The sequence below is a fragment of the Cellulomonas avistercoris genome (genome assembly GCF_014836445.1).
Taxonomy (GTDB): Bacteria; Actinomycetota; Actinomycetes; order Actinomycetales; family Cellulomonadaceae; genus Cellulomonas; species Cellulomonas avistercoris.
Map to the genome: position 1 here is coordinate 142,773 of NZ_JACSQV010000007.1, position 23,010 is coordinate 165,782.

The window sequence follows — 23,010 nt, forward strand, 5'->3', positions numbered from 1 at the left end:
GATACGTGGTCGTCACCGGCCGCACGGGACGGCCTACCAGCAGCTCCACGAGTTGGTGCCGGCGGTGGGCGGCGACGACGCGCCGGACGAGTCGATCGCGCGGATGGTCCACCCCGCGCCCGACAGCGACGCCGTGGGCACCTCGCGCCAGTAGAGCGTGTCCGGGCTGCCGGTGTTGTGGTCCAGGTGCCAGTCGGTCCCGGCGTTGGTGAGCACGACGTCGAGGCCGGCCTGGTCGCCGTCGCGGTACGAGGCGTAGAACGTGGTGACGTCGCCGTTGCGGACGCACGAGGTGTACCCGCCGGGCATCTCGGCGGTCGGGACGATCGCGGGGGGCACGTTGGCGACGACGTCCAGCGCTTCCTCCTGCGGCGTCGCGATCTCCAGCCGCACGGTGACCGCGCCGGTGTTGCGGCCGTCGACGGGCGGGTCGCCCGTGCGCGTCACGGTGAGGGACGAGTTGCCGGAGGGGGACAGCGTGAACGTCCCGCCGCCGCTGAGCCACGCCGGCACGACGAGCGTTACCTGCTCCTCGTGGCACCCCGGGATCCCGACCACGACGTCGCCCGTCGAGCCGAACTCCGGCAGCACCAGCTCCGTGGTCTGCACCATCAGGTCGCACACGTACACGACCGGGACGTCCACCGACCGCGTGTCCTGCGTGCCGCCGCCCTCGACCGTGAGCGTCACGGTGAGCGTCCCGACGTCCCCGACGTGGTCGAGCTGGAGCGGGTCGCCCGGTGCCGGGGCCGTGAACGGCACCGCACCCGTCGCGCTGTTCACGGCCGTCCACGTCCAGGTCGTGCCGGGCGGCGCGTCGGCGACCTCCGCCACGACGGTCGCGGGCGTGTACTGCGCGTACTGCGCCTCCGTGCTCGCGAGCGACGTGATGCTCACCCCGGGTGCCCGCACCGTGACGGGCAGCGTCCGCGTGGCGGTGAGCGTGCCGACCGTGACGGTCAGCCGCAGCTGGTAGGTGCCCTCGGCCGCCTCGCGCGGCGGCGTGTACGCGAACGACGCGGCCTGGTCGGACGTCGTGACGGTCCCGCCGCCGGGGTCCGTGAGCGTCCACGCCCAGGTGGCGCCGTCGGTGCCGGTCGTGGTCGCGGTGAAGGTCGCGGGCCGACCGAGGACGACGGGGTCGGGCGCGACCGCCAGCGCGGTCACCTGCGGTCCGCCGGCCGTGGCGCCCGGGGAGGGCGTGCCCGGGGCGCCGGGTCCGCCCGGTCCGCCGGGGCGTCCCGGCACGGGATTCCGTCCGGGCGGTGCCTGCCCGCCCGTGCGCCCCGGGCCCGCGCCCGGGCGGCCGTCCCGCCCCGGTGCGTCGTCCGGCGCGACCTGCTCGTCCTGCGGCGCGTCGGAGCCCTGGTCCCCGGCGCCGGGCGCGTCGTCCCCTGACCCCTCGTCCGGCACGACGACGTTGGTCCCCTCGCCCGTGGCGGGGTCGTACTTCTCGAGCGCGGCCTGCACCCACACGTCGCCGCGCAGGGTCAGCACGCCCGCCTTCTCCCCGTCGAGGTCGTCGTAGAACACCAGGCCGTCCTTGGCCTCGAGCGTCACCCGGTGACCCGGCTCGGTGAGCGGGAAGGCCGCGGTCGTGCTGTCGACGGTGTCGACGACGGTCGTCGTCCCGGTCGACAGGTCGGGCACGAAGACGTACCGGCCGGACTGCGCGAGCGGTCCGAACCGGGCGGTCGCGGGGTCGGCCACGGGGACCGTGCGCGTGCAGTCCTGGCGGTCCACCGCGGCCACGAGGAGGGCACCGGCGACCGCCGCGTACACCTCGCGCGTCGACCGCGACCCCAGCAGCTGCACGGTGTCGGTGGGCCGGGTGTCGAGGCAGCCGGTGGCGCGCGGCGTCCCGTCGAGCGCGGCGAGCGTGCCGGTCGCGGGGTCGGCGAGCACGGGCCGCCCCTGGACCAGCAGCACCTGCGCGGTCGGCGTCGCCGACGACGTGCGGCGCACGGTCTTCACGGGCGACGGGGCCCCGGCGCGGCTCGCGGCCACGCGCGTGACGTTCCCGGCTCCTGCGTCGACGACCCACAGGGCGCCGTCGTCGGCGACCGCGGCCTGGCCGGGTCCGGGCTGCGCCGCCAGCGCCGTCTCGTCGCGCACGTCGAGCGTCACGGGGTCGACCTGGGTGACGGTGCGCGCACCGGCGTCGACGACGTGAACGACGTGCGGCGGCCCCCCGGTCCCGGGTGCGTTCTGGAGGACGGTGAGCGGCTCACCGGGCGTGCCGAGCGCGACGGGTGCGCCGACCTGCCAGGTCGCCGGGTCGACGCGCGCGACCGTGCCCGCGTCGCCGTCGAGGAGGTACGTGCCGTCGTCCGACTGGGCGACGGACAGCGCGTGGCCGGCGCCGGGGACGGTGACGGTCGCGGCGATCTCCTCGGTCGGCCCGTCGACCAGCGAGAGCAGGCCGAGCTCGGCGCTGACGACCCACGCACCGCCGGAGCGCTGGTCCAGGACGTGCGCGAGGTGGCCGGAGCCCGTCACGGCGGCGAGCACGAGGGGCACGGCGACGGCGAGCGACGTCCCGCCCCCGACCGCGGCACGTCGCCCGGGCCGCCGCAGCGTGGGTCGCCTCACGGCGCGACCCCCACGACGTCGACCCGCACCTGCGAGGCGGGCTGCCCGGTGACCTCGAGCGTGAGGGCGCCCGCGACCGGTCCGGGCGACGGCGGCGGGCCGACCGTACGCAGCGTGATCGTGCCCGGTGCGCCGGGTGCGAAGTCGCCGCTCGTGTCGGCCTGCAGCCAGCCGGCGGCCGTCACCGTGATCTGCTGCCGCACGGGGCACGCGGGGTCCACCGAGACCTGCACGGTGGGGTCGGTCGCCAGGTCGACGACGGGTGCCGACACCGTCAGCGGGCACCAGGTCACGACGCGCAGCGTGGTCGTGGCCGTCGCGGTCCCGCCGTCGCGCACGACGACGAGGGTCACGGCGTACTCGCCGACGTCCGGCAGGGCGCTGATGCTCAGGGGCACGGTCGGCGTCCGGAAGTCCTCGAACGTGCCCGTCGCCAGGTCCTCGAACCGCCACCACCACACCTCGCCGGGCGCCGGCTCGCCCGTGACGTCCGGCGTGACGAGGGCGGGTGCGCCCGGTGCGTACAGGGTGCGGTCGGTGACGAGCGAGTCGATCCGGAACGTCGCGGGGGCGCTCGACGCGTCCGGGCCCGTGGGCGCCGTGCGCGGCACCTGCGCACCGACGCCCGTCGTCGGGTCGTACTTGTCGACCGTGGTGCTGCGCCAGGCGTCGTCGCCGAGCTCGAGCAGCCCCGACCCGTGCCCGTCGAGGTCGTTCCAGAAGACGGTGGACCCGCGCACCACGAGCTCGACGCGGTGACCCGGCTCGGCCAGGGCGAACGTCTGCGGCGTGCCCGTGCTGCGGTCCACGACGGTCGTCACGCCCGTGCGCCGGTCCGTCGCGACGACGTACGTGCCGACCTGCGCGAGCGCCCCGAGGTCGGCGTCCTCGGCGCCGACCGTGGCGAGGGTGCCGCACGTGCCGCCGTGGGTGCCCGCGACCCGCAGCGTGCCGTAGGCCGCGGTGAACACCTCCGGGGAGGTCGAGGACCCGACGACGGCGACCCGGTCGGCCTGCGAGCGGGTCTGCCGGCACGCGACCGTCCGCGGCCCGTCGAGCGCGCGGACCGTGCCCGCCGGCACGTCGACGAGGACCGCGCGCCCCTGCACGAGGACGAGGTCGCCCCCGTCCCCGCGCTCGGGTGCCACGCGCAGGCCGCCGTGGGCGAGCCGGACGCGTGCGACGTGGTCGTCGTCGGCGGCCCACACGTCGCCCCGGTCGTCGACGACCGCCCGTACGGGCTCGTCGAGCGGCAGGTCCGCCGTCGCCCTCACCTCGAGCGTGCGGGAGTCGACCGCCCGCACGGTGCGGCCGTCGAGGACCCACAGGGGCGCCGGCAGGTCGCCCGTCGTGCGGCCCGGCAGCACCGTCAGCGCGGTGCCCGCGTCGGCGAACGCGACCGCACCCCCGACGGTCCACGTCGCCGCGTCGACGCGCGCCAGGGTCCCCGCGCGCACGACGTACGCGGCGTCGCGGCCCTGGACGACGCTCGTGGTCGGGTCGGCCACGGGCAGCCGCAGCGTCACCGCGACCTGCGCGGACGGACCGTCCACGAGCGTGACGAGCCCGCGCGCGGGGGAGACGAGCCACGCCGCGCCGCTGACGAGGTCGACCGCCCGCGGGGCGTGGCCCGCGCCCCACAGCCCCGCGAGGACGAGCGGCACCACGGCGAGCAGCGTCCCGACGGTCGTGCCCACCGCGTGGCTGCGTCGACGGTCACCCGGCACGTCCGGCTCCGTCCGCCGGGCCCGCCCCAGCCGGCACGGCGTCATCGGCGCCCTCGGGCCGGGGGACGTCGGTGGGTGCGTCACCGGGTGCTGCGGCCTCGGGGACCGGTGTGGTGCGCGGCCCGCGCAGCGTCCGCGGGTCGACCGCCGCGAGCACCCGCCGGGGCAGCGGCGTGCGCGCGGCGACCCGCCGGCGCACGTCGGCCTCGAGGGCCCACGCGCGGCGTGCGGTCGCGTCGGTGGGCTCGGCCGGTGCGCACACGGTCGCGGTGACGAGCGTCGCGAGCTCGCCCACCGCGTCGGACGCGGCGGCGGCGGGCCCACCGGCCGCGGCCGTGGTGCGGGCGACCTCGAGGGGCGTGCGCGCGAGGGCCACGGGCACGCCCTGCTCGCGCAGCAGGTCGCACGTCTCGCGCCACGCGGCCGCGACCCGGCGGGCCGGCGCGCCGCGCGCGCGCCGCCGCGAGCGGCGGACCGTCTTGGCGAGCACGACGCCCCCCGCGAGCAGCAGGAGCAGCAGGACCAGGCCCGTCACGACCAGCGCACCCGTGCGGACCACGCGGCCCAGCACACCGCCCGCGACCTCGGTGCCGCCGTCGTCGGCGGCGTCGTCCGCCTGCGTCGGCTGCGCGACCGCGTCGTCGGGCGCGACCTGCGGGACCTCGGGCTCCTCACGCTCCGGGGAGTCGACGGTGTTGGCCACGTCGGTGGGCTCGAACGCGACCCAGCCGTAGCCGTCGAGCAGCACCTCGGGCCACGCGTGCACGTCCGTGGAGACGACCTCGACCACGCCGTCGACCGCGCGGGACGGGTCGAGCCGGTACCCCACGGCGACGCGCGTCGGGTACCCGAGCGCGCGCGCGACCACGGCGAACGCCGACGCGTGCTGCTCGGCGTACCCGGCCACGGGGTCCTGCGTGCGCAGCACCCGCTCGAGCGCGCCGTAGGAGTGCCCGGGCAGGCCGCCCGGGTCGTAGGGCAGGGCGCGCAGCGACGCGGCGAGGGCGTCGAGCTGCGCCCACGGGGTCGTGCCGGCCGCGCGTGCGACGTCGGCGCGCTCGCCGACCCACTCGGGCACGTCCGGCAGCGCGAGCAGTCCGACGTCCCCGGCCGGTGGTCCGGCACCCTCGACGTCGTCGAGGTGCGCGACCAGGCCCGTCACGGCGTAGGACGACGACGTCGCCGACCCGGCGTCCGACCCGGCGTCCGGGCCGTCGTCCGCCCGCACGAGCGTGCCGCTCACCTCGTCGAGCGCCGCCGCCGCACCGTCCAGCGCGACGGGCTCGCCCACGACCGGCAGGAACGGGCTCGCCCCGGTGAGCACCTCGACGTCGAGGCGCACGGTGTCGGCGCCCGCCGCGTAGGCCGTGGTGTGCGGCAGCGTGCTGCCCGCGAGGACGAAGCGCCCGCCCTGCGTCCACAGCGCACCGTCGAACCGGTCGAGGGCCGTCAGCCGCACCCGGCTCACGTCGGCGGGGTCACCGTCGGTCCGCACACGCACGCGGTACAGCGGCACGGGGGAGTCGGTGAGCTGGGGGCGCACCTGCACCAGCGGGCTCAGGCCCTGGTCGACCTGCACGGGCGGTGCGTAGACGCTGCGCGGGTCGGCGCGGCCGCTGCCGTCGGCGAGCGGCAGCGCGGACGCACCGAACGCGGCCAGCGCCACGACGGCCGCCGCGCCGGGCAGGCCGATGAGCACGCGCCCCGCCGTGGAGTGCCGGCGCTGCGCCCCGAGGTCGACGCCGACGGCACGCGCGTCCGCGGCGCTCGCGCCGTCGTCGGTCGACGCACGGTTGGCGCGCACGAGGACCAGCAGCAGCGCGGTGCCCAGCAGCGTGACCGTCGGCACGAGCGCCCACGCCTCACGTCCCGCCGTCAGCGCGAGGCACGCGGCGAGGACGACGAGCGCCGGCAGCGCCACCGCCACGACCAGACGCGTGCGCAGCACGAGCAGCACGCCGGTGTACGCGGCGGCGAAGGCGAGTGCGACGGGCAGCGCCAGCAGGTCCGGGGTGGTGTCCGCAGGCAGGGTCACGGTGAGCATGCGCGCCCAGCCGGACAGCAGCCCCTCACCGGTCGCGCGCAGCGCCGCCGGGCGCGGCAGCCCGTACAGCGTCGCGGACGCGTGCAGGCCGTAGAGCTGACCGACGGCCAGCACGACCAGCGCGACCGGTGCGCACGCCCACCCCGGCACCCGGCGCCACGTCACGAGCCATGCGAGCAGGGCGCCGGCCACGGCGGCGACGGCCACGGGCGGCGCCCAGGCCCACCCCGTGAAGAACCCGGAGAGCGCGCTCGCGGCCGCGAGCACGGTGGCGACCGCGAGCACGGGCTCGGCGGTGCGGGCCACGGCGGGACCCCAGCGCCGGCGCCCACGGGGCCCGGCTGCGGCCGGCACCGGGCGTGGCCCGTCGGGTGCGGGAGCGACCGCCGGCGCGGCGGGGGCGTGCGTCGTCACGTCCTCACCCCCGCACCAGCGCGTTCCACACGGCGGGGAAGTCCTCGTCGGACGCGACGCCGACGACCAGCGCACCGTCCAGCGGCGCGGCCCGGCGACCGCGCGGCTGCGCGACCTGCACGAGCGAGACCATCTGGAACCGGCCGCGCACGCGCGAGACGACCGCGCGCTCGGCCGCGGGCGGCTGGCCCGTCACGACGCCCAACGAGACGCCCTCCTCGCGCGGGACCATCGACGCGAGCGCCGGCAGGCCCGGGTCCTCGACGGTCGCCTGTGCCGCGGCGAGCAGGTCGAGCACCTCGCTGCGGTCGCGCGTGCGGTCGACGACCACGGTGTCGCCGGCCGTCGTGGACAGCTGCAGCGGGAAGCGCCCGTCGACGGCCGCGATCGCGAGCGACGCGGCGATGCGGCACGCGTCCTCGAACGTGCCACCGGGGTAGGAGACCGCGCGCGTGTCGAGCACGACCATGAGCCGCGGCTCGAACGGCACGACGTTGTGCCGGACCATGAGCACGCCGGTGCGCGCGCTGGCCTTGGCGTGGATGAGCCGGTGGTCGTCACCGGGCTCGTACTCGCGCAGCGAGTGGAACGCGATGCCGCCGCGCGGCGCGCTGGAGGACGTGGGCCCCTCGGCGTCCTGCGAGCGCCCCGACGGCAGCGACGCGACGTGGTGGATCCGCGGGTGCACCGTGAGGCGCCCGGTCGACGCGTGGTCCGACGCGATCCGCATGAGGCGCAGCGGGTCGGAGTGCCCGATGGCGAGCGGGCCCACGGGGTACACGCCGCGCCGCGCGGTGGGCAGCGGGTACGCCGTCACGTGCGACGCGTGCGGGCCGAGGCTCGGCAGCGGCAGCGTCACCGACCGCGTCCCGACGTGCTCGGTCGCCAGGACGGGCGGGCTGCGTCGCGCGGCGGTGTTGGTGACGGTCAGCAGGCCGCGAGCCGTCTCGCCCTCCGCGACGCGCAGCGGCTGGATCTCGCGCCGCACGGTGACCGACGGCCGGTAGACCATCCACAGCGCGGCCCCCGCGAGCGCGACCAGGCACGCGAGCCCGACCAGCACCAGCTCCGGCCAGTCGGCGAGCCACCCGATCAGGGGCAGCAGCACGCCCGCGACCGCGACGCCCTGCCCCGAGCGCGTGAGCACGTCACACCTCGGCGCGCTGCTGCGGCACGGGCACGCTGGTGAGCACCTGGTCGAGCAGGTCGGCGGCCGTGCGGCCCTGCAGCTCGGCCTCGGGGCGCAGCACCATGCGGTGCGGCAGCACGTACGGTGCGACGACCTTGAGGTCGTCGGCGGTGACGAACGAGCGGCCCTGCGTCGCGGCCAGCGCCTGGGCGGCCTTGGCGGTCGCGATGGTGCCGCGCGGGCTGACGCCCAGGCGCAGCTCGGGCATGGTGCGGGTGGCCGCGGTGACGGTGACCAGGTACCCGAGGACGGCGGGCGCGAGGTGCACCTGCGACGCGATCTGGTTCATCTGCTCGAGGTCCGCGGTGCTCAGCACGGCGGGCAGGTCGTCGGTGCTCTGCCCGGCCGTGACCTGCGAGACGACCTCGACCTCGGCGTCGTGGTCCGGGTAGCCGAGCGTCGCGCGCATCATGAACCGGTCGAGCTCGGCCTCGGGCAGGTCGTAGGTGCCGCCCTGCTCGACGGGGTTCTGCGTCGCGATGACGACGAACGGGCGCGGCACGAGGTACGGGATCGAGTCCACCGTGACCTGCCGCTCGGCCATGACCTCGAGCAGCGCCGACTGCGTCTTGGGCGACGCCCGGTTGATCTCGTCACCGAGCACGATGTTGGCGAACACGGCACCGGGGTGGAACACGAACTCGCGCTTGCCGGCGTCGTACACCTGCACGCCCGTGACGTCCGACGGCAGCAGGTCGGGCGTGAACTGGATGCGGCGCATCGACCCGTCGATCGACTGCGAGATGGCCTTGGCCAGCGACGTCTTGCCGGTGCCCGGCACGTCCTCCAGCAGCAGGTGGCCCTCGGCGAGCATGCAGACCAGCGCCATGCGGACCACGTCGGGCTTGCCACGGATGAACGACTCGACGTTGGCCGCGAGCGCGTCGAACTGCTCGGCGAACCACGCGGTCCGGCCCTGCGCCGACGCGTCGGCGAAGTCGTTGTCCACGCCTGTCCTCCCCCCGGACCCGCACCGGCCCCGCGCCGGGGCGCCTCCGCGCACGGCGGGCGTATCACCGACCGCCGTGCGCGGTACCTGCAAGGTAGGACCGGCGCCACGGCGGGCAGATACGTCGGGCGGGCAGGGTTCGTGCCCGTTGGGGCAGCGGGGGTCCTCCCGGCCCGTCGCCGGGACCGTCCGGGGGAAGGGTGCGGTCATGGACGTCGTCACGGACCCGGTGCTGGAGCTGGCGGCCCGGGTGGTCGCCGTGGACCCCGGCGGCGAGGCGCGCACGCGCGTGACCGTCCACCACACGGGCGACGTCGTCGCGCAGTACCGCGTCGAGGTGCTGGGGGAGGCGGCCCGGTGGTCGACGGTCACGCCGCACCTGGTCTCGGTGCTGCCGGGGGAGGAGCAGGGCGTCACGGTCGACGTCGTGTTCCGACCTCCGCCGCCGCCCGCGTCACCCGTGGGCGACGTGCCGTTCGGCATACGGTGCGTGTCGCTCGAGCACCGCGACGTCGCCGCGGTGGTCGAGGGCGACCTGGTGGTCTCGCCCGTGCAGGGTCTCGACGCCCGGCTGCGGCCCGACGGCCCGGGCGGAGCGCGCGCGGGCCGGTTCCGCGTCGAGCTGCAGAACGTCGGCACGACCCCGCTCGACGTGGACCTCCAGGTCGCCGACGCGGCCGGGCTGCTGCGGTTCGCGCTCGCCCCGCGCCGCGCGACGGTCCCGGCGGGTGGCACGGTGGTCGCCCTGCTGGCGGTCGCGAGCCGTGCGCCGCGGCTGCTGGGCCCGCCCGTGCCGCACCCGTTCGTCGTCACGTACGCCGAGGCCGCGTCGGTGCACGGCGGTGAGCTCACGGGCACGTGGGAGCAGCGCGCGGTGCTGCGCACGTGGTGGCTCGTCGCCGGCGCGCTGCTCGTCGTCGCCCTCGTGGCCGGGTGGCTGTGGCTGCGCGGGCAGGGCGGTGCGGTCGACCTGGGGGCGGGGTCGCCGCCGCCCGTCGTGCTCACGGCCGTCGAGCCGGGTCAGCGCCAGGTGCGCCTGGTGTGGGAGCGCAGCGCGTACGCGACGGGCTACGTCGTGCGCGAGCGCACCGAGTCCGGCGAGGGCACGGGCGTCCAGAGCGTCGACGCGCAGGACCAGACGTCGTTCACCTGGCCCGAGCGCGAGCCGGGCACGCACTGCTACGACGTCGCCGCCGTGGCGGACGACGTGTCCGGCCCGGCCAGCGCCCAGCAGTGCGTCGAGGTCGCGGAGGTGGCCGCGACGCCCGCGGCGACGCCGGCCCCCACGGCGACGTCGGCGTCCGGCGGACCGGCGTGGGAGCCCACCGGCTGGTACGTGGTCTACAACGCGTTCCCCCTCGCCGACACGGCGGCCGCGACCGCGCCGCAGCAGCTCCTCGCACAGCTGCAGTCCGCGGGGGCGACGGGCGTGCGGATGGAGGACTCGCGCGGGTCGGTCGCGGTGGCCGACGGCCCGGGCGACACGGGCCTGGTCGTCGTCCTCAAGGACGGCTTCGCGTCCGAGGCGGACGCGCGCGCCGAGTGCGACGCGTTCCGGGCGGTCGCGGGCTTCTGCATCGCGCGGCCCCCGGCGGCGGCCCCGGCCCCGGCGGCGACGCCGTGAGCGGCTACACGCTCGGCGTCGACGTCGGCACGTCCCGCACCGCGGCGGCGGTGTGGCGCGACGGCCGCGCGACGACGGTGAACCTGGGCGACCGCGCCGACACGATCCCGTCGGCGGTGCTGCTGCGCTCCGACGGTGCGCTGCTCGTGGGCGACGCCGCCGTGCGCCGCGGCGTGCTCGAGCCCGAGCGCCTCGCACGCGGCTTCAAGCGCCGCATGGGCGACCCGACGGGCCTGCTGCTGGGCGACGACCAGCTCGACCCCGTCGAGCTGACGGGCGCGGTGCTGCGCCACGTCGTCGACACCGTCCGGGAGCGCGAGGGCGGCGAGCCGGACCACGTGACGCTCACGCACCCCGCGACGTGGGGTGCGCTGCGCCGCGACCTGCTCGTCGAGGCGGCGGCGCACGCACGGCTCACGGACGTGGGCCTGCTCGTCGAGCCCGTCGCGGCGGCCGTGCACTACGCGGCGCTGGACCGGCTGCCCGTGGGTGCCGTCGTCGCGGTGTACGACCTGGGCGGCGGCACGTTCGACGCCACGGTCGTGGTCCGCACGCCCGAGGGGTACGAGCTGCGCGGCGAGCCCGGCGGCGACGAGCACATCGGCGGCGAGGACGTCGACGAGGCGGTGCTGCGGCACGTCGTCGCGGCCCTGGGGCGTGCCTGGACGTCGCTCGACACGCAGGACCCCGCGGTGCTGGCGGCGCTCGCGGCCGTGCGCGACCAGTCCGTGCTGGCGAAGGAGGCGCTGTCGAGCGACGTCGAGGCCGTCGTGCCCGTGCTCCTGCCGGGCCTCACGCGCCAGGTCCGGATCACGCGCGGCGAGCTGGAGACCGCGATCCGGATCGACGTGCTGCGGACCGTCGACACCCTTGCGCGCACGGTCGCGTCGGCGGGTGTGCGCCCCGCCGACCTGCACGCCGTGCTGCTCACGGGCGGGTCGAGCCGCATCCCGCTGGTGTCCGAGCTCATCGCGGCGGAGATCGGCGCGCCCGTCGTCGTCGACGCGCACCCCAAGTACGCGGTGTGCCTGGGGGCGGCGCTCAGCGCGGCAGGGCGGATCCTGCCGTCGACCGCCCCGGCTCCCGCACGGCCGGCGGACGCGCCGGCCGCCTCGACGGTGTCACCCGTGATCTTCCCCGGCGCGGCGGGAGAGGGCGCGACGACCGACGGGGGTGGCGCGGCCGTGCGCCTCCTGGGCGACGACGAGGCGGACGCCGTGCCCGCCGGCGAGGAGCGGCACCTGCTGGCTGCGCCCGAGCCGCAGGGTGTCGTCGTGGTGGCGACGCCGCAGGAGGCGGGGGTCGTGGCGCCCGTCGACGAGGCGGTGCGCACGCGCGAGGTGCGTGGGGCGCTGCGGCACCTCGCGTCGCGCGACGAGGTCGAGATCACGTGGACCGGGGACCGGCGGCGCGGTGCGCTGCTCGCGCTCGGTGTGCTGGTCGCGGTGGTGGCGGTCGTCGGCGCGCTGGTCGCGGTGTCGCTCGCGCGCGGCGGGTGACGGACCGCGGGGGGCGGGGGCGGAGGCCGGGGCCGCGGGCGGTCGGGCGACCGCCAGGTCGCCCGTCACTGGACGACGTACCTGCCCAGGTAGGTCCAACCGCCGCCGTTCCACCGGTAGACGCTGATGTTGTTGCCGACGCCCTGGTAGGCACGCTGCCCGACGTACGACCCGGTGCCGCAGTCGCACGCCGCGCTCGCGCTGCCTGCGGTGGCGGTGAGCATGACGCCGGTGAGCAGCGCGACCGCGGCGCCGGCGAGGACCCGCTTGATCTGCATGACGAACCTGCCTTCCCTGGAGCGGACGCCCGTGGACGTCCGGTGCCGGTGCCGGCGGCGCGACGGACCCCGATGCCCGGTTCGCGCGGTTCGTGCCGACGTCGGACAGGCTAGGAGACGGGCCGGTGGCCCGGCGGGCGGACGCCGGGTGAAGAGTCAGGCCTGGTGGACGGCCTCGCCGGCGATCTCGATCCGCACCTTCTTGCCGACGAGCCAGCCGCCGGCCTCCAGCGCGACGTTCCACACCAGGCCGAAGTCCTCGCGGTCGATGTCGGTGACCGCGTGGAACCCGAAGATGTCGCGGTCGTACGGGTCGCGCCGGGCACCGCCGAAGTCCATGCGCAGCGTGACGGACCGCGTCACGCCCTTGATCCGCAGGTCGCCCGTGACGTCGAACTTCATGCGGTTGCGGTCGGCCCGCTCGATGGTGCTGCTGGACACGCGGCGCCGGTCGGCGTTGTGGTTGCGCAGCCGCGCCCACGTGAGGATCGCGTCAGGCTCGCCGCGCCACGCGACGTCGGTGCTGCGGAACTCGATCATGGGGAACTGCGCGACGTCGAGGAAGTCGGCGCTGCGCAGGTGGGTGTCGCGGTCCTCGTGGTGCGTCGTGAGGCTCTCGGTCGCGATGACGGCGGTCACCGACGAGCGCAGCGGGTCCTCGCCGACGACGATCGTGGCGGCCGCGCGGGCGAACTCGCCGCGCACGGGGCTGACCATCATGTGCTGGGCGACGAACCCGACGCGCTTGTGGGCGTCGTCGAGCTCGTACGTGCCGGGGTCCGGGATGGTCAGGCCCTGCCACTGGCGGACGGGTCGGTCCGAGGTCCGCATCGGCTCGCTCATGTCGTCGTCCCCAGTCGTCGGTCGTCGTCGTCGCCTCCGCCCCCGGGTGCGCGGTGGCTACGACTGCTCGACCGTGGGAGGGCGCGGATCAGAGAAGATTCAACCACCCCTCGACCGGTTTGCCCCAGTCCGGAACGTTTCGGATCAGGCGAGCAGGACCTCGCGCACCGTGGGTGCGCCCGCGGGAGCGGCCTGCTCGACGACCACCTCGTCGCCCGCGCGCACCGACCCGCGGTGCACGACCCGCAGGTAGGCGCCGACACGGGCCTCGTCCCGGAACCGTCGGACCCACCCGCGCTCGTCGTCGCCGCCCACCCAGCGCGCGAACGTCGCGCACGGCGTGCGCGGGCCCGTGACCTGCAGCACCACGTCCGCCCCGACGCGCCAGCGCTCGCCGATGCGCGCCTCGTTCGGGTCCAGGCCCGCCACGCGCAGGTTCTCGCCGAACCACCCCGGCGGCAGGTCGCGGCCGAGCTCGCGGGCCCAGTGCGCGGCGTCGTCCTCGCCGTAGACGTAGACGGCCTGGTCCTCGCCGCCGTGGAACTTGCGGTCGGCCTGCACGTCGGCGCGCAGCCCGTACCGCCCGACGCGCACGGGTCCGGTCACGGCTCGCTTGTCGATCGCCGTCACGCCGACGGGACCGGGGTCGGGGCGCAGGGCGTGGACGACGCAGACGGCGAGGATCGAGGCCACCTGACCAGCCTAGGCGGCGTCGGCCGGACGGCTGGAAGGTCGCGGCCGAACGGGTGGTCGCGCCGGTGCGGACGTCCGGAACGGACATACCGGGCAATACGCTCGTCCCGACCGGCGTCCCCGCCCCCGCCCCGTCCCCGAGAGCAGCCATGACCACCGACCGTCGCCTGCCCCGCCCGCAGGACCTGCTGCCGGCCTCGCGACCGCCCGTGGGCAGCGCCGCGGTCCGTGCGCTCGTCGCGGGGCGCCGCGTCCTGGTCACCGGCGCCGCCGGGTCCGTCGGCGCCGCGCTCGTGCGCCGGCTGACCGGGCTCGCACCTGCGGCCCTGCACCTGCTCGACGTCGACGAGGGCCGCCTGCACGCGCAGCAGCTCGAGCTCACCGGCCGCGGGTTCACGCGGTCGTCGCAGGTCCTGCTCGCCGACGTCCGCGACGCCCGCGCGCTCGACGCCGCGTTCGCACGCGCGGCACCGGACCTCGTGCTGCACGCCGCCGCGCTCAAGCACGTCGCGCTGCTCGAGACGTTCGGCTGCGTGGGCGTCATGACCAACGTGTGGGGGACGCAGAACGTCGTCCGGGCCGCGCACCGCCACGGCGTAGAGCGCGTCGTCCACGTGTCGAGCGACAAGGCCGCCGACCCCACCTCGGTGCTCGGTGCGACCCAGCGGCTGGCGGAGCTCGTGGTGCGCGGCGAGGACGGCCCGCGGGCCGCGTCGGTGCGGTTCGGCACCGCGCTCGGCAGCCGCGGGTCGTTCTGGGACACCCTCGTGCACCAGACGGCGGCGGGGCTGCCGGTGACCGTCACCGATCCGGACGCCACGCGCTCCCTCATGACCCTGGACGAGGCCGCCGCGCTCGTGCTGGAGGTCGCCGCACTCGCCCACGGCGGCGAGACCTACGTGCTCGACATGGGCGAGCGGGTCCGCGTGCTCGACCTGGTCCACCGGTACGCCGCGCTCGCGGGGCTCCCGGCCCCGCGCGTGACGGTGACGGGGCTGCTGCCCGGCGAGAAGCAGCACGAGACGCTCGTCGCGGAGGGGGAGCGGCACCGGCCGACGGGCGTGGACCGCGTCCTGCGCTGCCCGCCCGTCACCCGCCCGCCCGGGTTCGACCGGGTCCTGTCCGACCTGTACGCGGCCGCGGACGACGCCGACGAGCCGCGCGTGCGACGCCTGCTCGGCGAGCAGTTCGCCGGTCTGCGTGCGCGCCTCGACGACGACCGGGCGCCCGACGGCCACGTCCCCCGCAGCGGCCCCGGCCCTGCGCTGCGCGTGCTGGGACCCGTCCCGGCATGACGACGCTCGCGCAGGTCGTGCTGCTGCTCACGCTGCTCGCCGAGCCCCTGCTCGCGCTGGCCGTGGACCTGCGCCCGCACCTGCGTGCACCGCGTCGTGCCGTCGGGCACGGCCGCGAGGCCGCCGACGATCCGCGCGCGGCCGCCGACCTGACCGTCGTGGTGCCCCTGGACGGCGACGTCCGGGAGCTCGATCGGCTCGCGTGGCTGCACGACGAGGGTGCACGCGTGCTCCTCGTGACGACCGGCGCGCAGGGCCCGGCGTTCCACCGGCGGCTGTGGGCCGTGGCGGGCGAGCACGGGTTCCGCGTGCACGTGGCGGGCACGCGGCGGCAGCCCGGGGCGGCGCAGCGGGCGCGCCCCGGCCGCACGGCCCTGCTCGGCGACGCTCACGCCACGCTGACCAGCACGTACGTGGTCTGCGTGGACCCCGGGACCGTGATCTCGAGCCCGCTGCGGCAGGTCGTCGGCGCGCTCGCCGCGGCCGGCCTGGACGTCGGGACCGTGACGACCGCGGTCGCGCCCCACGGCTTGCTCGCGCGCGTCCAGCGGGTCGAGGACGAGCTGGCCGGCCGCCTGCGGCACCGCGTGCCGTGGCTGGTGCGCGGCGGCGTGCACGTCGCGCGCCGCGCCGCCCACGCCGACCTGCTGCGCCGGCACACACGCTTCGGTGCGGGGGACGACGCCGAGCTCGGCGTGCTCGGCGTCGCGCGGGGGCTGCGCGTCGGCCACCTCGACGTGGCGGCCACCGGGCGCGGTGCCCGCAGCGCCCGCGACTGGTGGGCCGAGCGGCTGACGGAGGTCGCCGGCGTCGTCCGGCTGTCCCTGCTCCACCCGCACCTCGGCGTGCGGCGGCCGTCGCTGCACCTGCTGCCGGCCGCCGGGGCGTTCGCGCTCGTGCCGCTGCTGTGGTGGAGCGTGCTGCACGTCCCGTGGGTCCTGGTGCTCGTCGTCGTGGCGCACGGCGCGCTCACCGCCGCCCTGACGCGCGGGCTGCGGGACCCCGTCGCGTGGCTGTACCCGCTGTACGCCGTGGTGCGTGCGTTCGTCCTGCTGCCGCTCGGGGTCCTGGCGTACGTCGTCGCGGCCGTGCGGGCGGGGGACGCCGGCACCCTGCGCGTCCGCGACCCGTGGTGGTCGGCCGACCCCGCCGACGCCCCGGTGGTCCGGCGCCTGCCCGGCCCGGGGCCCGCGCGTGCGACGGACTGGTGGGCCGGGCGGCGTTGAGCCGTCCCGTCGGGCGTGCGCGTCAGACGAGCTGCTCGACCGGCTCGTCGCGCGGGACGTCCGTCGAGACCGACCGCTCGGCCGGCTCGGGGGCCCGCCGGGGCGCCCCGGTGCGCCCGTGCGTCGCGTACAGCACCAGGCCGGTGAACGTCAGGCCGCCGACGAGGTTGCCCAGGACCGTGGGGATCTCGTTCCACACCAGGTAGTCCATGACCGTGAACTGCCCGCCGAGCATGAGGCCCGTCGGGAACAGGAACATGTTGACGACCGAGTGCTCGAACCCCATGGCGAAGAACAGCATGATCGGCATCCACATGGCGATCGCCTTGCCCGGGACGTCCTTGGCGACCATCGCGCCGACGACGCCCGTCGAGACCATCCAGTTGCACAGCACCCCACGGACGAACAGCGTCAGCATCCCCGCCGCGCCGTGCTCTGCGTACCCCAGCGTCCGGCCCTCGCCGATGTGCCCGAGCGCCACGCCGACCGCGTCCGGCTCGGTCGAGAACCCGTACGTGAAGACGATCGACATGAGCACGGCCACGGTGAACGCGCCGCCGAAGTTGCCGAGGAACACCAGCCCCCAGTTGCGCAGCACGCCGCGCCCCGTCACGCCGGGGCGCCTGTCGAGCCACGCGAGCGGCGCGAGCACGAACACCCCGGTGAGCAGGTCGTACCCCAGCAGGTACAGCATGATGAACCCGACGGGGAACAGCAGGGCACCGATCAGCGGCGACCCCGTCTGCACGCTCATCGAGACGGCGAAGGCGGCGGCGAGCGTCAGCAGCGCGCCGGCCATGTAGGCCCTCAGGAGCGTGTCGCGCGTCGACATGAAGATCTTGGCCTCCCCCGCGTCGACGAGCGACGTGACGAGGTCGGACGGCTTGACGTAGGACATCTGCGGCCCCCGGTGACGGTCGAGCGGTCGCGGACGCGACCGGGAGCCGACGCTAGGAGCCGTCCGTTACGGGCCGGTGCGCCGCACGTGCCCGTCCGGTTGCGGTGTCCGCTCACCGCGCGGCGCGCCCCTGTGAGGTCCGCGCGGGCGCCGTCGTGCCGCGGTGCACCTCGCCGTGCGGGCGGTCGCGCGCGGACGTACCGTCGCGGCAGGGCGGACCCTCCGGCCCGGACCGGAGGTGCGGCATGGCGGACACCACGACCGCGCCGTCGCTGCGCGGCCTGGTCACGGGACCCGGCGGTGCCGTCCGTGTCGTCGGCCTGCTGTGCCTGCTCGTCGCGCTGGTGCGCGGGCCGGTCGACACGGCGCTGTTCGCGCTGGTGCTCGCGGGTCTGGTCGTCCCGCTCCTGGCCGGGGCGCCGCGCGGGCTCGACGCCGCCTACGGGATCGGCCTGCTCGCCGCGGCGTGGTGCGGCGCGCTGGACCTCTACCAGGCGGTCGTGTGGCTCGACGTCGTCATGCACCTCGTGGTCACGGGGCTCGTCGCGGCCGTCGCCTACCTGCTGCTCGCGCGGCGCACGGGCGCCGTCCTGGCGCCGCGGCGCGTGACGTCGCGAGCCGAGCGTGTCGGGGTCGTCGTCGTGACCGTCGGCCTGGGGCTCGCGCTCAGCGTCGCGTGGGAGGTGGGGGAGTACCTCGGCAACGCGTACATCGACCCCGAGATCTACGTCGGCTACGAGGACACCGTCGGGGACCTCGTCGCCGGCGGGCTGGGCTCGGCGGTCGCCGGGCTGTGGCTGACGGCGGGACGACGCGCGCGGGCCGCGGTCACGCCTCCCGCCGACGCGTCACGCGGTGCGCGATCCAGGACGTGAGGGCCAGCAGCGGCGCCACCAGCAGCAGCTTCGTGCCGAAGGCGCGGTCGGACGCCGGGTCGTGCGCCTGCATCGTCGCGAACCGCTCGACACCGCCGCCCTCGCACGTGACCGAGGACAGCAGCAGCTCGTCACCCGTCGCGACCACGAACGCCCAGTCCTCGCCGGAGCCCGTGTCGCGCACGGTCGTCAGCTCGGGGTACGTCGTGGGGCCCACGTCCAGCACGCGCGGGCGGGGGACCGTCCCGTCACCAGGAGGGCGCCCATCACCAGGAAGAGCACGGCACCCGCGGCGGCGACCCACACCCACAGCCGGGTGGTGCGCACGAGCGAGCGACCGAGGGGCGGCGGCATGGGCACATGGTGCCGTACGGCGTACGCCGCAGCGTGGTGAGCCGGGCCGTGTGCCGGCGCGGGGTCACCCCTGCTTGGCCGCGCCCCAGCCGTGCCAGTGGTCGATCTCGAACCGCACGCTGACGCGCGGACGGTCGCGCACGGGGTACGGGTTGCCGCCGTAGTGCGTCGAGAGGCGGTCGATGTCGACCAGGTCGACGTCGTCGACGATCTCGACGACCCGGCCCTGCACGCTCACGTGCGTGTACCAGCTCTCCTGCGACAGGGCGGTCAGCGCGACGTGGGAGTTGCGGCGCAGGTGCTCGAGGCGCGCGCGGGCCGCGTCGAGGTTGAGCAGCACGCGGCCGTCGTCCTCGAGCAGGTACCAGGTCGCGACGGTGACGGGGTGCCCGTCGGGGTGGATGGTCGCCATGACGGCCGGGTTGGGTCGGGCGAACAGCTCGGCGACGGCGGGCGGCAGGGGAGGCTTCGGCACGGCGGTTCCTTCCGGCGGGTGCGTGGGACGCCTCCATCCTCGGGCGCCGTGCGTCACGGCGCAGGGAGGTGTCAGGGCAGGTGGGTCGCCGGCACGGGTGCGCAGGGCGCGGGGGTGGACGGCGCGGGCTCGGGCGGTGCGGCGGCCAGCTCGCCCAGGGCGGCCAGCTCGGCGAGGGGGACGGGCTTGACGGGGAGGTGCGCCGTGAACGGGCCGACCTGGTCCATCGGGCGCCCCGTGGCACGCTCGACGAGCGCGCCCACCGTCGCCTCGCAGTACCGGCCCTGGCACGTGCCCATGCCGGTGCGGCACTCGAGCTTGACGGCGTTGGCCGTCGACACGTGCGGGTTCGCCGCGAGCGTGCGCTCGACGGTCGCGCGCGTCACGGACTCGCACCGGCACACGAGCGTCCCGGGCGTGGCCAGGGCGGTGAGGCCGGTGAGGTCGGGGGCGAACACGCGCTGCACGACGTCGGAGAAGCGGCGGGCGCGTGCGACCGCACGGTGCGCGCGGTCGAGGTCGCGCCCGGTGACGGCGGCGCCCAGGTCACGCGCGGCGACGAGACCCGCGAGGTGCCCCTCGGCGCGGGCCTGCTCGGCGCCGCGCACGCCTGCGGGCTCGCCCGCCACCAGCACGTCGGGCACGCTCGTGCGCTGCGCGCCGTCGTGCGTGACCACCCAGCCGCCGCCGGCCCCGTCCCAGCGCGTCGCGCAGCCGGCCTGCCGCGCGAGCTCGGTGGACGCGTGGAACCCGAAGCCCAGCACGACGGCGTCCGCCGCCACGGTCCGGGCGGGGCCGACGGGGCGCCAGGCGCTGTCGACGCGCCGCAGCTCGACGCCCTCCACGCGGTCCTCGCCGAGCACGCGCGTGGGCAGCGTGCGCGTGCGGATGCGCACGCCCGCGCGCAGCAGCCGGCCGACGGCCGCGGTGCTCGCGGCCAGCAGCCCGACGTGCCCCGGCGCTGCCGGCAGAGCGCGCACGGCCTCCGCCGGTCCGGGCACGCCGCGGGCCAGCACGACCTCGGCGACGTGCGCACCGGCCGCGACGAGCTGGTCGGCGACCAGCAGCAGCAGCGGGTGCGCCCCGACGAGCACGGGCCGGTGGCCGACGAGCACGCGCTGCGACTTCAGCAGGCCCTGCGCGGCACCGGCGGTCACGACGCCGGGCAGCGTCCACCCGGGCAGCGCGACGGGCATGTCGTACGCGCCTGTCGCGACCAGGAGGCGGTGCGCCGCGAGCGCGTCCGGGCCGTCCGGGCCGCTGACGGCGAGCCGCAGCGGTGTGCCGGCCTCACCGCGCAGCACGCCCAGCGCGGTGGTGCGCGGCCGCCAGGTGACGTCCGACGCGGCGGCCCGCGCGAGCAGGTCGGGCCCCCACGGGTAGCCCGCGGGCCAGCGGTGGCCGGCGGCGGTCAGGCCGCCGGACGGCCGGCGGAAGATCTGCCCGCCGGGCTGCTGCTGCTCGTCGACCACGACCACGTCGAGCCCGCGGGCGCGGGCGGCGAGTGCGGCCGCGAGCCCGGCCGGGCCGGCGCCGACCACGACGAGGTCGTGCACGCCCGCGGTCGTCCGGCTCTCCGCGGTCATCCGGCCCTCCGCTCGTCGGGCTCGCGCTCGTCGACCCGGCCGACGTCGTCACCGGGCGTCGCGGGGGTCAGGCAGGCCCGCAGCGACCGACCGTTGACGCGCACGACGCACTCGAAGCACGTGCCCATGTGGCAGAACGGGGCGCGCGCCTCCCCGTCGGCCGTCGTCCGGAACGCCTCGACGCCTCCCGCGAGGAGCGCCGCGGCGATGCTCTCGCCGTCGTACGCGGTCACGTCGCGGCCGTCGACGCGCAGCGCGAAGCCCGCGCCGCGCGGTCCGGCGACGCGTCCGGCGCGTGGGCCGCCGTCCACGGCCCCGCTCACGCGGCCCACCGCCGCGGGTCGTACGGCTGCACGTCGACCGCCGGCGTCCGGCCCTGCACGAGGTCGCCGAGCACGCGCGCGAAGCTGGGGCCGAGCGTGAAGGCCGAGCCGCCCGTGGCGACGAACGCGCCAGGCGCGCCGGGCACGGGCCCGACGACGGGCAGCTGGTCGGGCCCCACGGTCGTGGCACCCACCCACGTGCGCAGCGTCTGCAGCTCGCCGAGCCGCGGCACGGCGCGCACCGCGGCCCGCGCGTTGCCCGCGAGCGAGGCCGGCACGACCTCGCCGCGCGCGCCGTGCACGGGGGTGCCGTCGGGTGCGCGCACCAGGTGCGCCGGCCAGCCGCCGCCGACGAGCACGTTGCCGTCGGCGGTCTGCTTGAGCGAGAGCCGCGTGCCGGCGTGCTGCACCAGGTGCGGCAGGAAGGGCGTGGTGCGCTGCGTGACGCTCATCATGAGCGCGAGCACAGTGACGGGTAGGTCGACGTCGAGCATCGCGGCCAGCGTGCGCGTCCACACGCCCGCGGCGAGCACGACCGCGTCGGCGCGCAGCTCGTCGTCGTGCGTGCCGTCCGGATCCTGCGTGCGGATCCCGACCACCCACGCGGCGCCGTCGCGGCGCAGGGACGTGACCTCGGTACGCGTGCGCAGGTCGGCGCCGTGCGCGACCGCGGCGCGCGCGAGCGCCGGGGCGGCCGTGCGCGCGTTGGCCCGGCCCTCGCTGGGGCAGTACGCGGCGGCGACGACCGTGGGGGACAGATAGGGCGCGAGCTCGCGGACCTGCGCACCGTCGAGCACGTGGACGTCCAGGCCGCGCTCGCGCTCGATGCGGGCCTTGGCCTCGAGCAGGCGCGCGGTCGCGACGTCGTCGGCGAGCATGAGGCCGCCGTGGCGTGCGACGCCCAGCTCGGGGCCGAGGTCGGGCCCGAGCTCGGTGACGAGGGCGTCCCACCGGGCCGACGCGTCGAGGTGCAGGGGCATCGCCGTGGCGGCCGTGCGCGCGGCCTCCAGGCCGCGCTCGACCATGCGGTACTCGAGCTGGAAGTGCAGGCTGCCCGCGTTCTGGCCCGACGCGTGCCGGTTGACCTGGTCGCGCTCGAGCAGCGTGACGTCGGCACCCTCGCGCGCCAGCAGGTGGGCCGTCGCGCAGCCGAGCAGGCCGCCGCCCACGACGACGACGTCGCGCTGCCGCGTCATGCGGGGTCGACGGTCTCGATGCCGAGGTCGTGCAGTGTGGTGGCCACGACCGCGACCTCGTCGTCCGTGAGCTCCAGCAGGGGGCGGCGCACGTACCCGGCGGGCACGCCGCGCAGCCGCAGCGCCGTCTTCATGATCGCCTGCGAGCTGCCGAAGCGGGCGCCGTAGTCGGGCGTGAACCAGCGCTCCATGACGACGCGGTCGCGCGCCCCGAGCGCGACGGCGCGCTGCCGGTCGCCCGCGGCGACGGCCCGCCAGAAGTCGGGGTGGTCGGCGCCGAGCACCCCGCCGGAGCCCATGAGCCCGTCACCGTGCCCGAGCCCGGCCACGTCGGCGCCCAGCGGGCTGGTCGGCACGCCGAAGTAGCGGACGCGGTCCTCGAGCGCGTACAGGCCGCGCCAGAACGCGGCGGCGTCACCGGTGGAGTTCTTCACGGCCACGACCGTGTCGATCTCCGCGATCCGCGCGAGCAGCTCGGTGCCCAGGTCGACCACGCAGCCGCGCGGCCAGTTGTAGACGCACAGCGGCATGTCGCTGCCCGCGGCGACGTCGCCGTAGAAGGCCAGCACCTCGCGGTCCGTCGGCACGACGTAGGGCGGCGGGGTCACGAGCACGCCGTCGAGACCGGCGGCCTGCGCGGCGCGCGCGTGCTGCACCGACTCGGCGGCCGTGTAGGCGTTGCAGCCGCCCAGCACGGTGATGCGCCCGTCGACGGCGCGGGCGCCCTCGCGGAACAGCGTCGCGCGCTCGTCGGCGGACATCGAGAACCACTCGCCGGTGGTGCCGGCCAGCACGACGCCGTGCATGCCCTGCCCGACGAGCCACTCGAGCTGCGCGCCGAGGGCGTCGAGGTCGAGCGCGCCGTCGCGGTCGAACGGGGTGGTGACGGCCGGGACGTACCCGTGCCAGTCGACGTCGTGGCGGTCCATG

General features: G+C 76.8%; 21 protein-coding genes. 5 read left to right on the top strand and 16 right to left on the bottom strand.

Annotated features, from left to right (window positions below):
* Positions 1-33: 33 nt before the first annotated feature.
* The 5 genes from H9657_RS19655 to H9657_RS09910 form a co-directional block, all read right to left on the bottom strand.
* Positions 34-2,592, bottom strand: coding sequence for an NHL repeat-containing protein (locus tag H9657_RS19655; protein ID WP_191782873.1), 2,559 nt, complete (start codon positions 2,590-2,592; stop codon positions 34-36).
* Positions 2,589-4,319 (bottom strand): hypothetical protein, encoded by a 1,731-nt coding sequence (locus tag H9657_RS09895; protein WP_191782875.1) that lies wholly within the window; start codon positions 4,317-4,319, stop codon positions 2,589-2,591. The genes H9657_RS19655 and H9657_RS09895 overlap by 4 nt, the downstream gene beginning before the upstream one ends.
* Positions 4,309-6,669, bottom strand: a complete 2,361-nt coding sequence (locus H9657_RS19660; RefSeq protein WP_191782877.1) for a transglutaminaseTgpA domain-containing protein — start codon at positions 6,667-6,669, stop codon at positions 4,309-4,311. The genes H9657_RS09895 and H9657_RS19660 overlap by 11 nt, the downstream gene beginning before the upstream one ends.
* 112 nt (positions 6,670-6,781) lie before the next feature.
* Positions 6,782-7,924 carry a DUF58 domain-containing protein gene (locus H9657_RS19665; RefSeq protein WP_191782879.1) on the bottom strand — a complete coding sequence of 381 codons (1,143 nt, stop codon included), beginning with the start codon at positions 7,922-7,924 and terminating at the stop codon, positions 6,782-6,784.
* 1 nt (position 7,925) lies between these two features.
* Positions 7,926-8,915: an AAA family ATPase gene (locus H9657_RS09910; protein ID WP_318241407.1), complete on the bottom strand. Its 990-nt coding sequence runs from the start codon at positions 8,913-8,915 to the stop codon at positions 7,926-7,928.
* A gap of 208 nt (positions 8,916-9,123) precedes the next feature.
* On the opposite strand from H9657_RS09910, the gene H9657_RS09915 reads away from it, so the two are divergent.
* Positions 9,124-10,539, top strand: a complete 1,416-nt coding sequence (locus H9657_RS09915; RefSeq protein ID WP_191782883.1) for a COG1470 family protein — start codon at positions 9,124-9,126, stop codon at positions 10,537-10,539.
* A complete protein-coding gene (locus H9657_RS09920) occupies positions 10,536-12,038 on the top strand; it encodes an Hsp70 family protein (protein ID WP_191782886.1) in 1,503 nt (500 codons plus the stop codon). The genes H9657_RS09915 and H9657_RS09920 overlap by 4 nt, the downstream gene beginning before the upstream one ends.
* A 65-nt stretch (positions 12,039-12,103) precedes the next feature.
* Here H9657_RS09920 and H9657_RS09925 read toward each other — a convergent pair whose 3' ends face one another.
* The 3 genes from H9657_RS09925 to H9657_RS09935 all read right to left on the bottom strand — a co-directional run bounded on the left by H9657_RS09925 (position 12,104) and on the right by H9657_RS09935 (position 13,852).
* Positions 12,104-12,316, bottom strand: coding sequence for a hypothetical protein (locus tag H9657_RS09925; RefSeq protein WP_191782888.1), 213 nt, complete (start codon positions 12,314-12,316; stop codon positions 12,104-12,106).
* Positions 12,317-12,472: 156 nt separating this feature from the next.
* Complete coding sequence (locus H9657_RS09930) at positions 12,473-13,159, bottom strand: YceI family protein (RefSeq protein ID WP_191782891.1); 687 nt, start codon at positions 13,157-13,159, stop codon at positions 12,473-12,475.
* 144 nt (positions 13,160-13,303) lie between these two features.
* Positions 13,304-13,852: an MOSC domain-containing protein gene (locus H9657_RS09935; protein WP_191782893.1), complete on the bottom strand. Its 549-nt coding sequence runs from the start codon at positions 13,850-13,852 to the stop codon at positions 13,304-13,306.
* Positions 13,853-14,001: 149 nt separating this feature from the next.
* Here H9657_RS09935 and H9657_RS09940 point away from each other — a divergent pair, with 149 nt between their 5' ends.
* On the top strand, positions 14,002-15,147 hold the full coding sequence (locus H9657_RS09940) for a polysaccharide biosynthesis protein (protein ID WP_191782895.1): 1,146 nt from the start codon (positions 14,002-14,004) through the stop codon (positions 15,145-15,147).
* The gene (locus tag H9657_RS09945) at positions 15,144-16,373 is read left to right on the top strand and encodes a hypothetical protein (RefSeq protein ID WP_191782897.1); all 1,230 of its coding nucleotides are present in this window, start codon (positions 15,144-15,146) and stop codon (positions 16,371-16,373) included. Before H9657_RS09940 ends, H9657_RS09945 begins: the two co-directional genes overlap by 4 nt.
* 22 nt (positions 16,374-16,395) lie before the next feature.
* On the opposite strand, the gene H9657_RS09950 is transcribed toward H9657_RS09945, so the two are convergent.
* Positions 16,396-17,271 carry a formate/nitrite transporter family protein gene (locus tag H9657_RS09950; RefSeq protein ID WP_191782899.1) on the bottom strand — a complete coding sequence of 292 codons (876 nt, stop codon included), beginning with the start codon at positions 17,269-17,271 and terminating at the stop codon, positions 16,396-16,398.
* A 245-nt stretch (positions 17,272-17,516) separates the two neighbouring features.
* Here H9657_RS09950 and H9657_RS09955 point away from each other — a divergent pair, with 245 nt between their 5' ends.
* Positions 17,517-18,146, top strand: coding sequence for a hypothetical protein (locus H9657_RS09955; RefSeq protein ID WP_191782901.1), 630 nt, complete (start codon positions 17,517-17,519; stop codon positions 18,144-18,146).
* Here H9657_RS09955 and H9657_RS09960 read toward each other — a convergent pair.
* The 7 genes from H9657_RS09960 to H9657_RS09990 form a co-directional block, all read right to left on the bottom strand.
* Positions 18,100-18,363 carry a hypothetical protein gene (locus H9657_RS09960; protein WP_225215028.1) on the bottom strand — a complete coding sequence of 88 codons (264 nt, stop codon included), beginning with the start codon at positions 18,361-18,363 and terminating at the stop codon, positions 18,100-18,102. The two genes, H9657_RS09955 and H9657_RS09960, sit on opposite strands and share 47 nt — an antisense overlap.
* The gene (locus H9657_RS09965; RefSeq protein WP_191782904.1) at positions 18,336-18,500 is read right to left on the bottom strand and encodes a hypothetical protein; all 165 of its coding nucleotides are present in this window, start codon (positions 18,498-18,500) and stop codon (positions 18,336-18,338) included. The genes H9657_RS09960 and H9657_RS09965 overlap by 28 nt, the downstream gene beginning before the upstream one ends.
* A gap of 64 nt (positions 18,501-18,564) precedes the next feature.
* Positions 18,565-18,975: a TIGR03618 family F420-dependent PPOX class oxidoreductase gene (locus tag H9657_RS09970; protein ID WP_191782906.1), complete on the bottom strand. Its 411-nt coding sequence runs from the start codon at positions 18,973-18,975 to the stop codon at positions 18,565-18,567.
* A gap of 71 nt (positions 18,976-19,046) precedes the next feature.
* Positions 19,047-20,561, bottom strand: a complete 1,515-nt coding sequence (locus H9657_RS09975) for an FAD-dependent oxidoreductase (RefSeq protein ID WP_191782908.1) — start codon at positions 20,559-20,561, stop codon at positions 19,047-19,049.
* Positions 20,558-20,884, bottom strand: a complete 327-nt coding sequence (locus H9657_RS09980) for a (2Fe-2S)-binding protein (protein WP_318241409.1) — start codon at positions 20,882-20,884, stop codon at positions 20,558-20,560. The genes H9657_RS09975 and H9657_RS09980 overlap by 4 nt, the downstream gene beginning before the upstream one ends.
* Entirely contained in the window at positions 20,881-22,080 is a 1,200-nt protein-coding gene (locus H9657_RS09985; RefSeq protein WP_191782910.1) for an NAD(P)/FAD-dependent oxidoreductase, read from the bottom strand. The genes H9657_RS09980 and H9657_RS09985 overlap by 4 nt, the downstream gene beginning before the upstream one ends.
* Positions 22,077-23,009, bottom strand: coding sequence for a dihydrodipicolinate synthase family protein (locus H9657_RS09990; protein ID WP_191782912.1), 933 nt, complete (start codon positions 23,007-23,009; stop codon positions 22,077-22,079). Before H9657_RS09990 ends, H9657_RS09985 begins: the two co-directional genes overlap by 4 nt.
* Position 23,010: the final 1 nt, after the last annotated feature.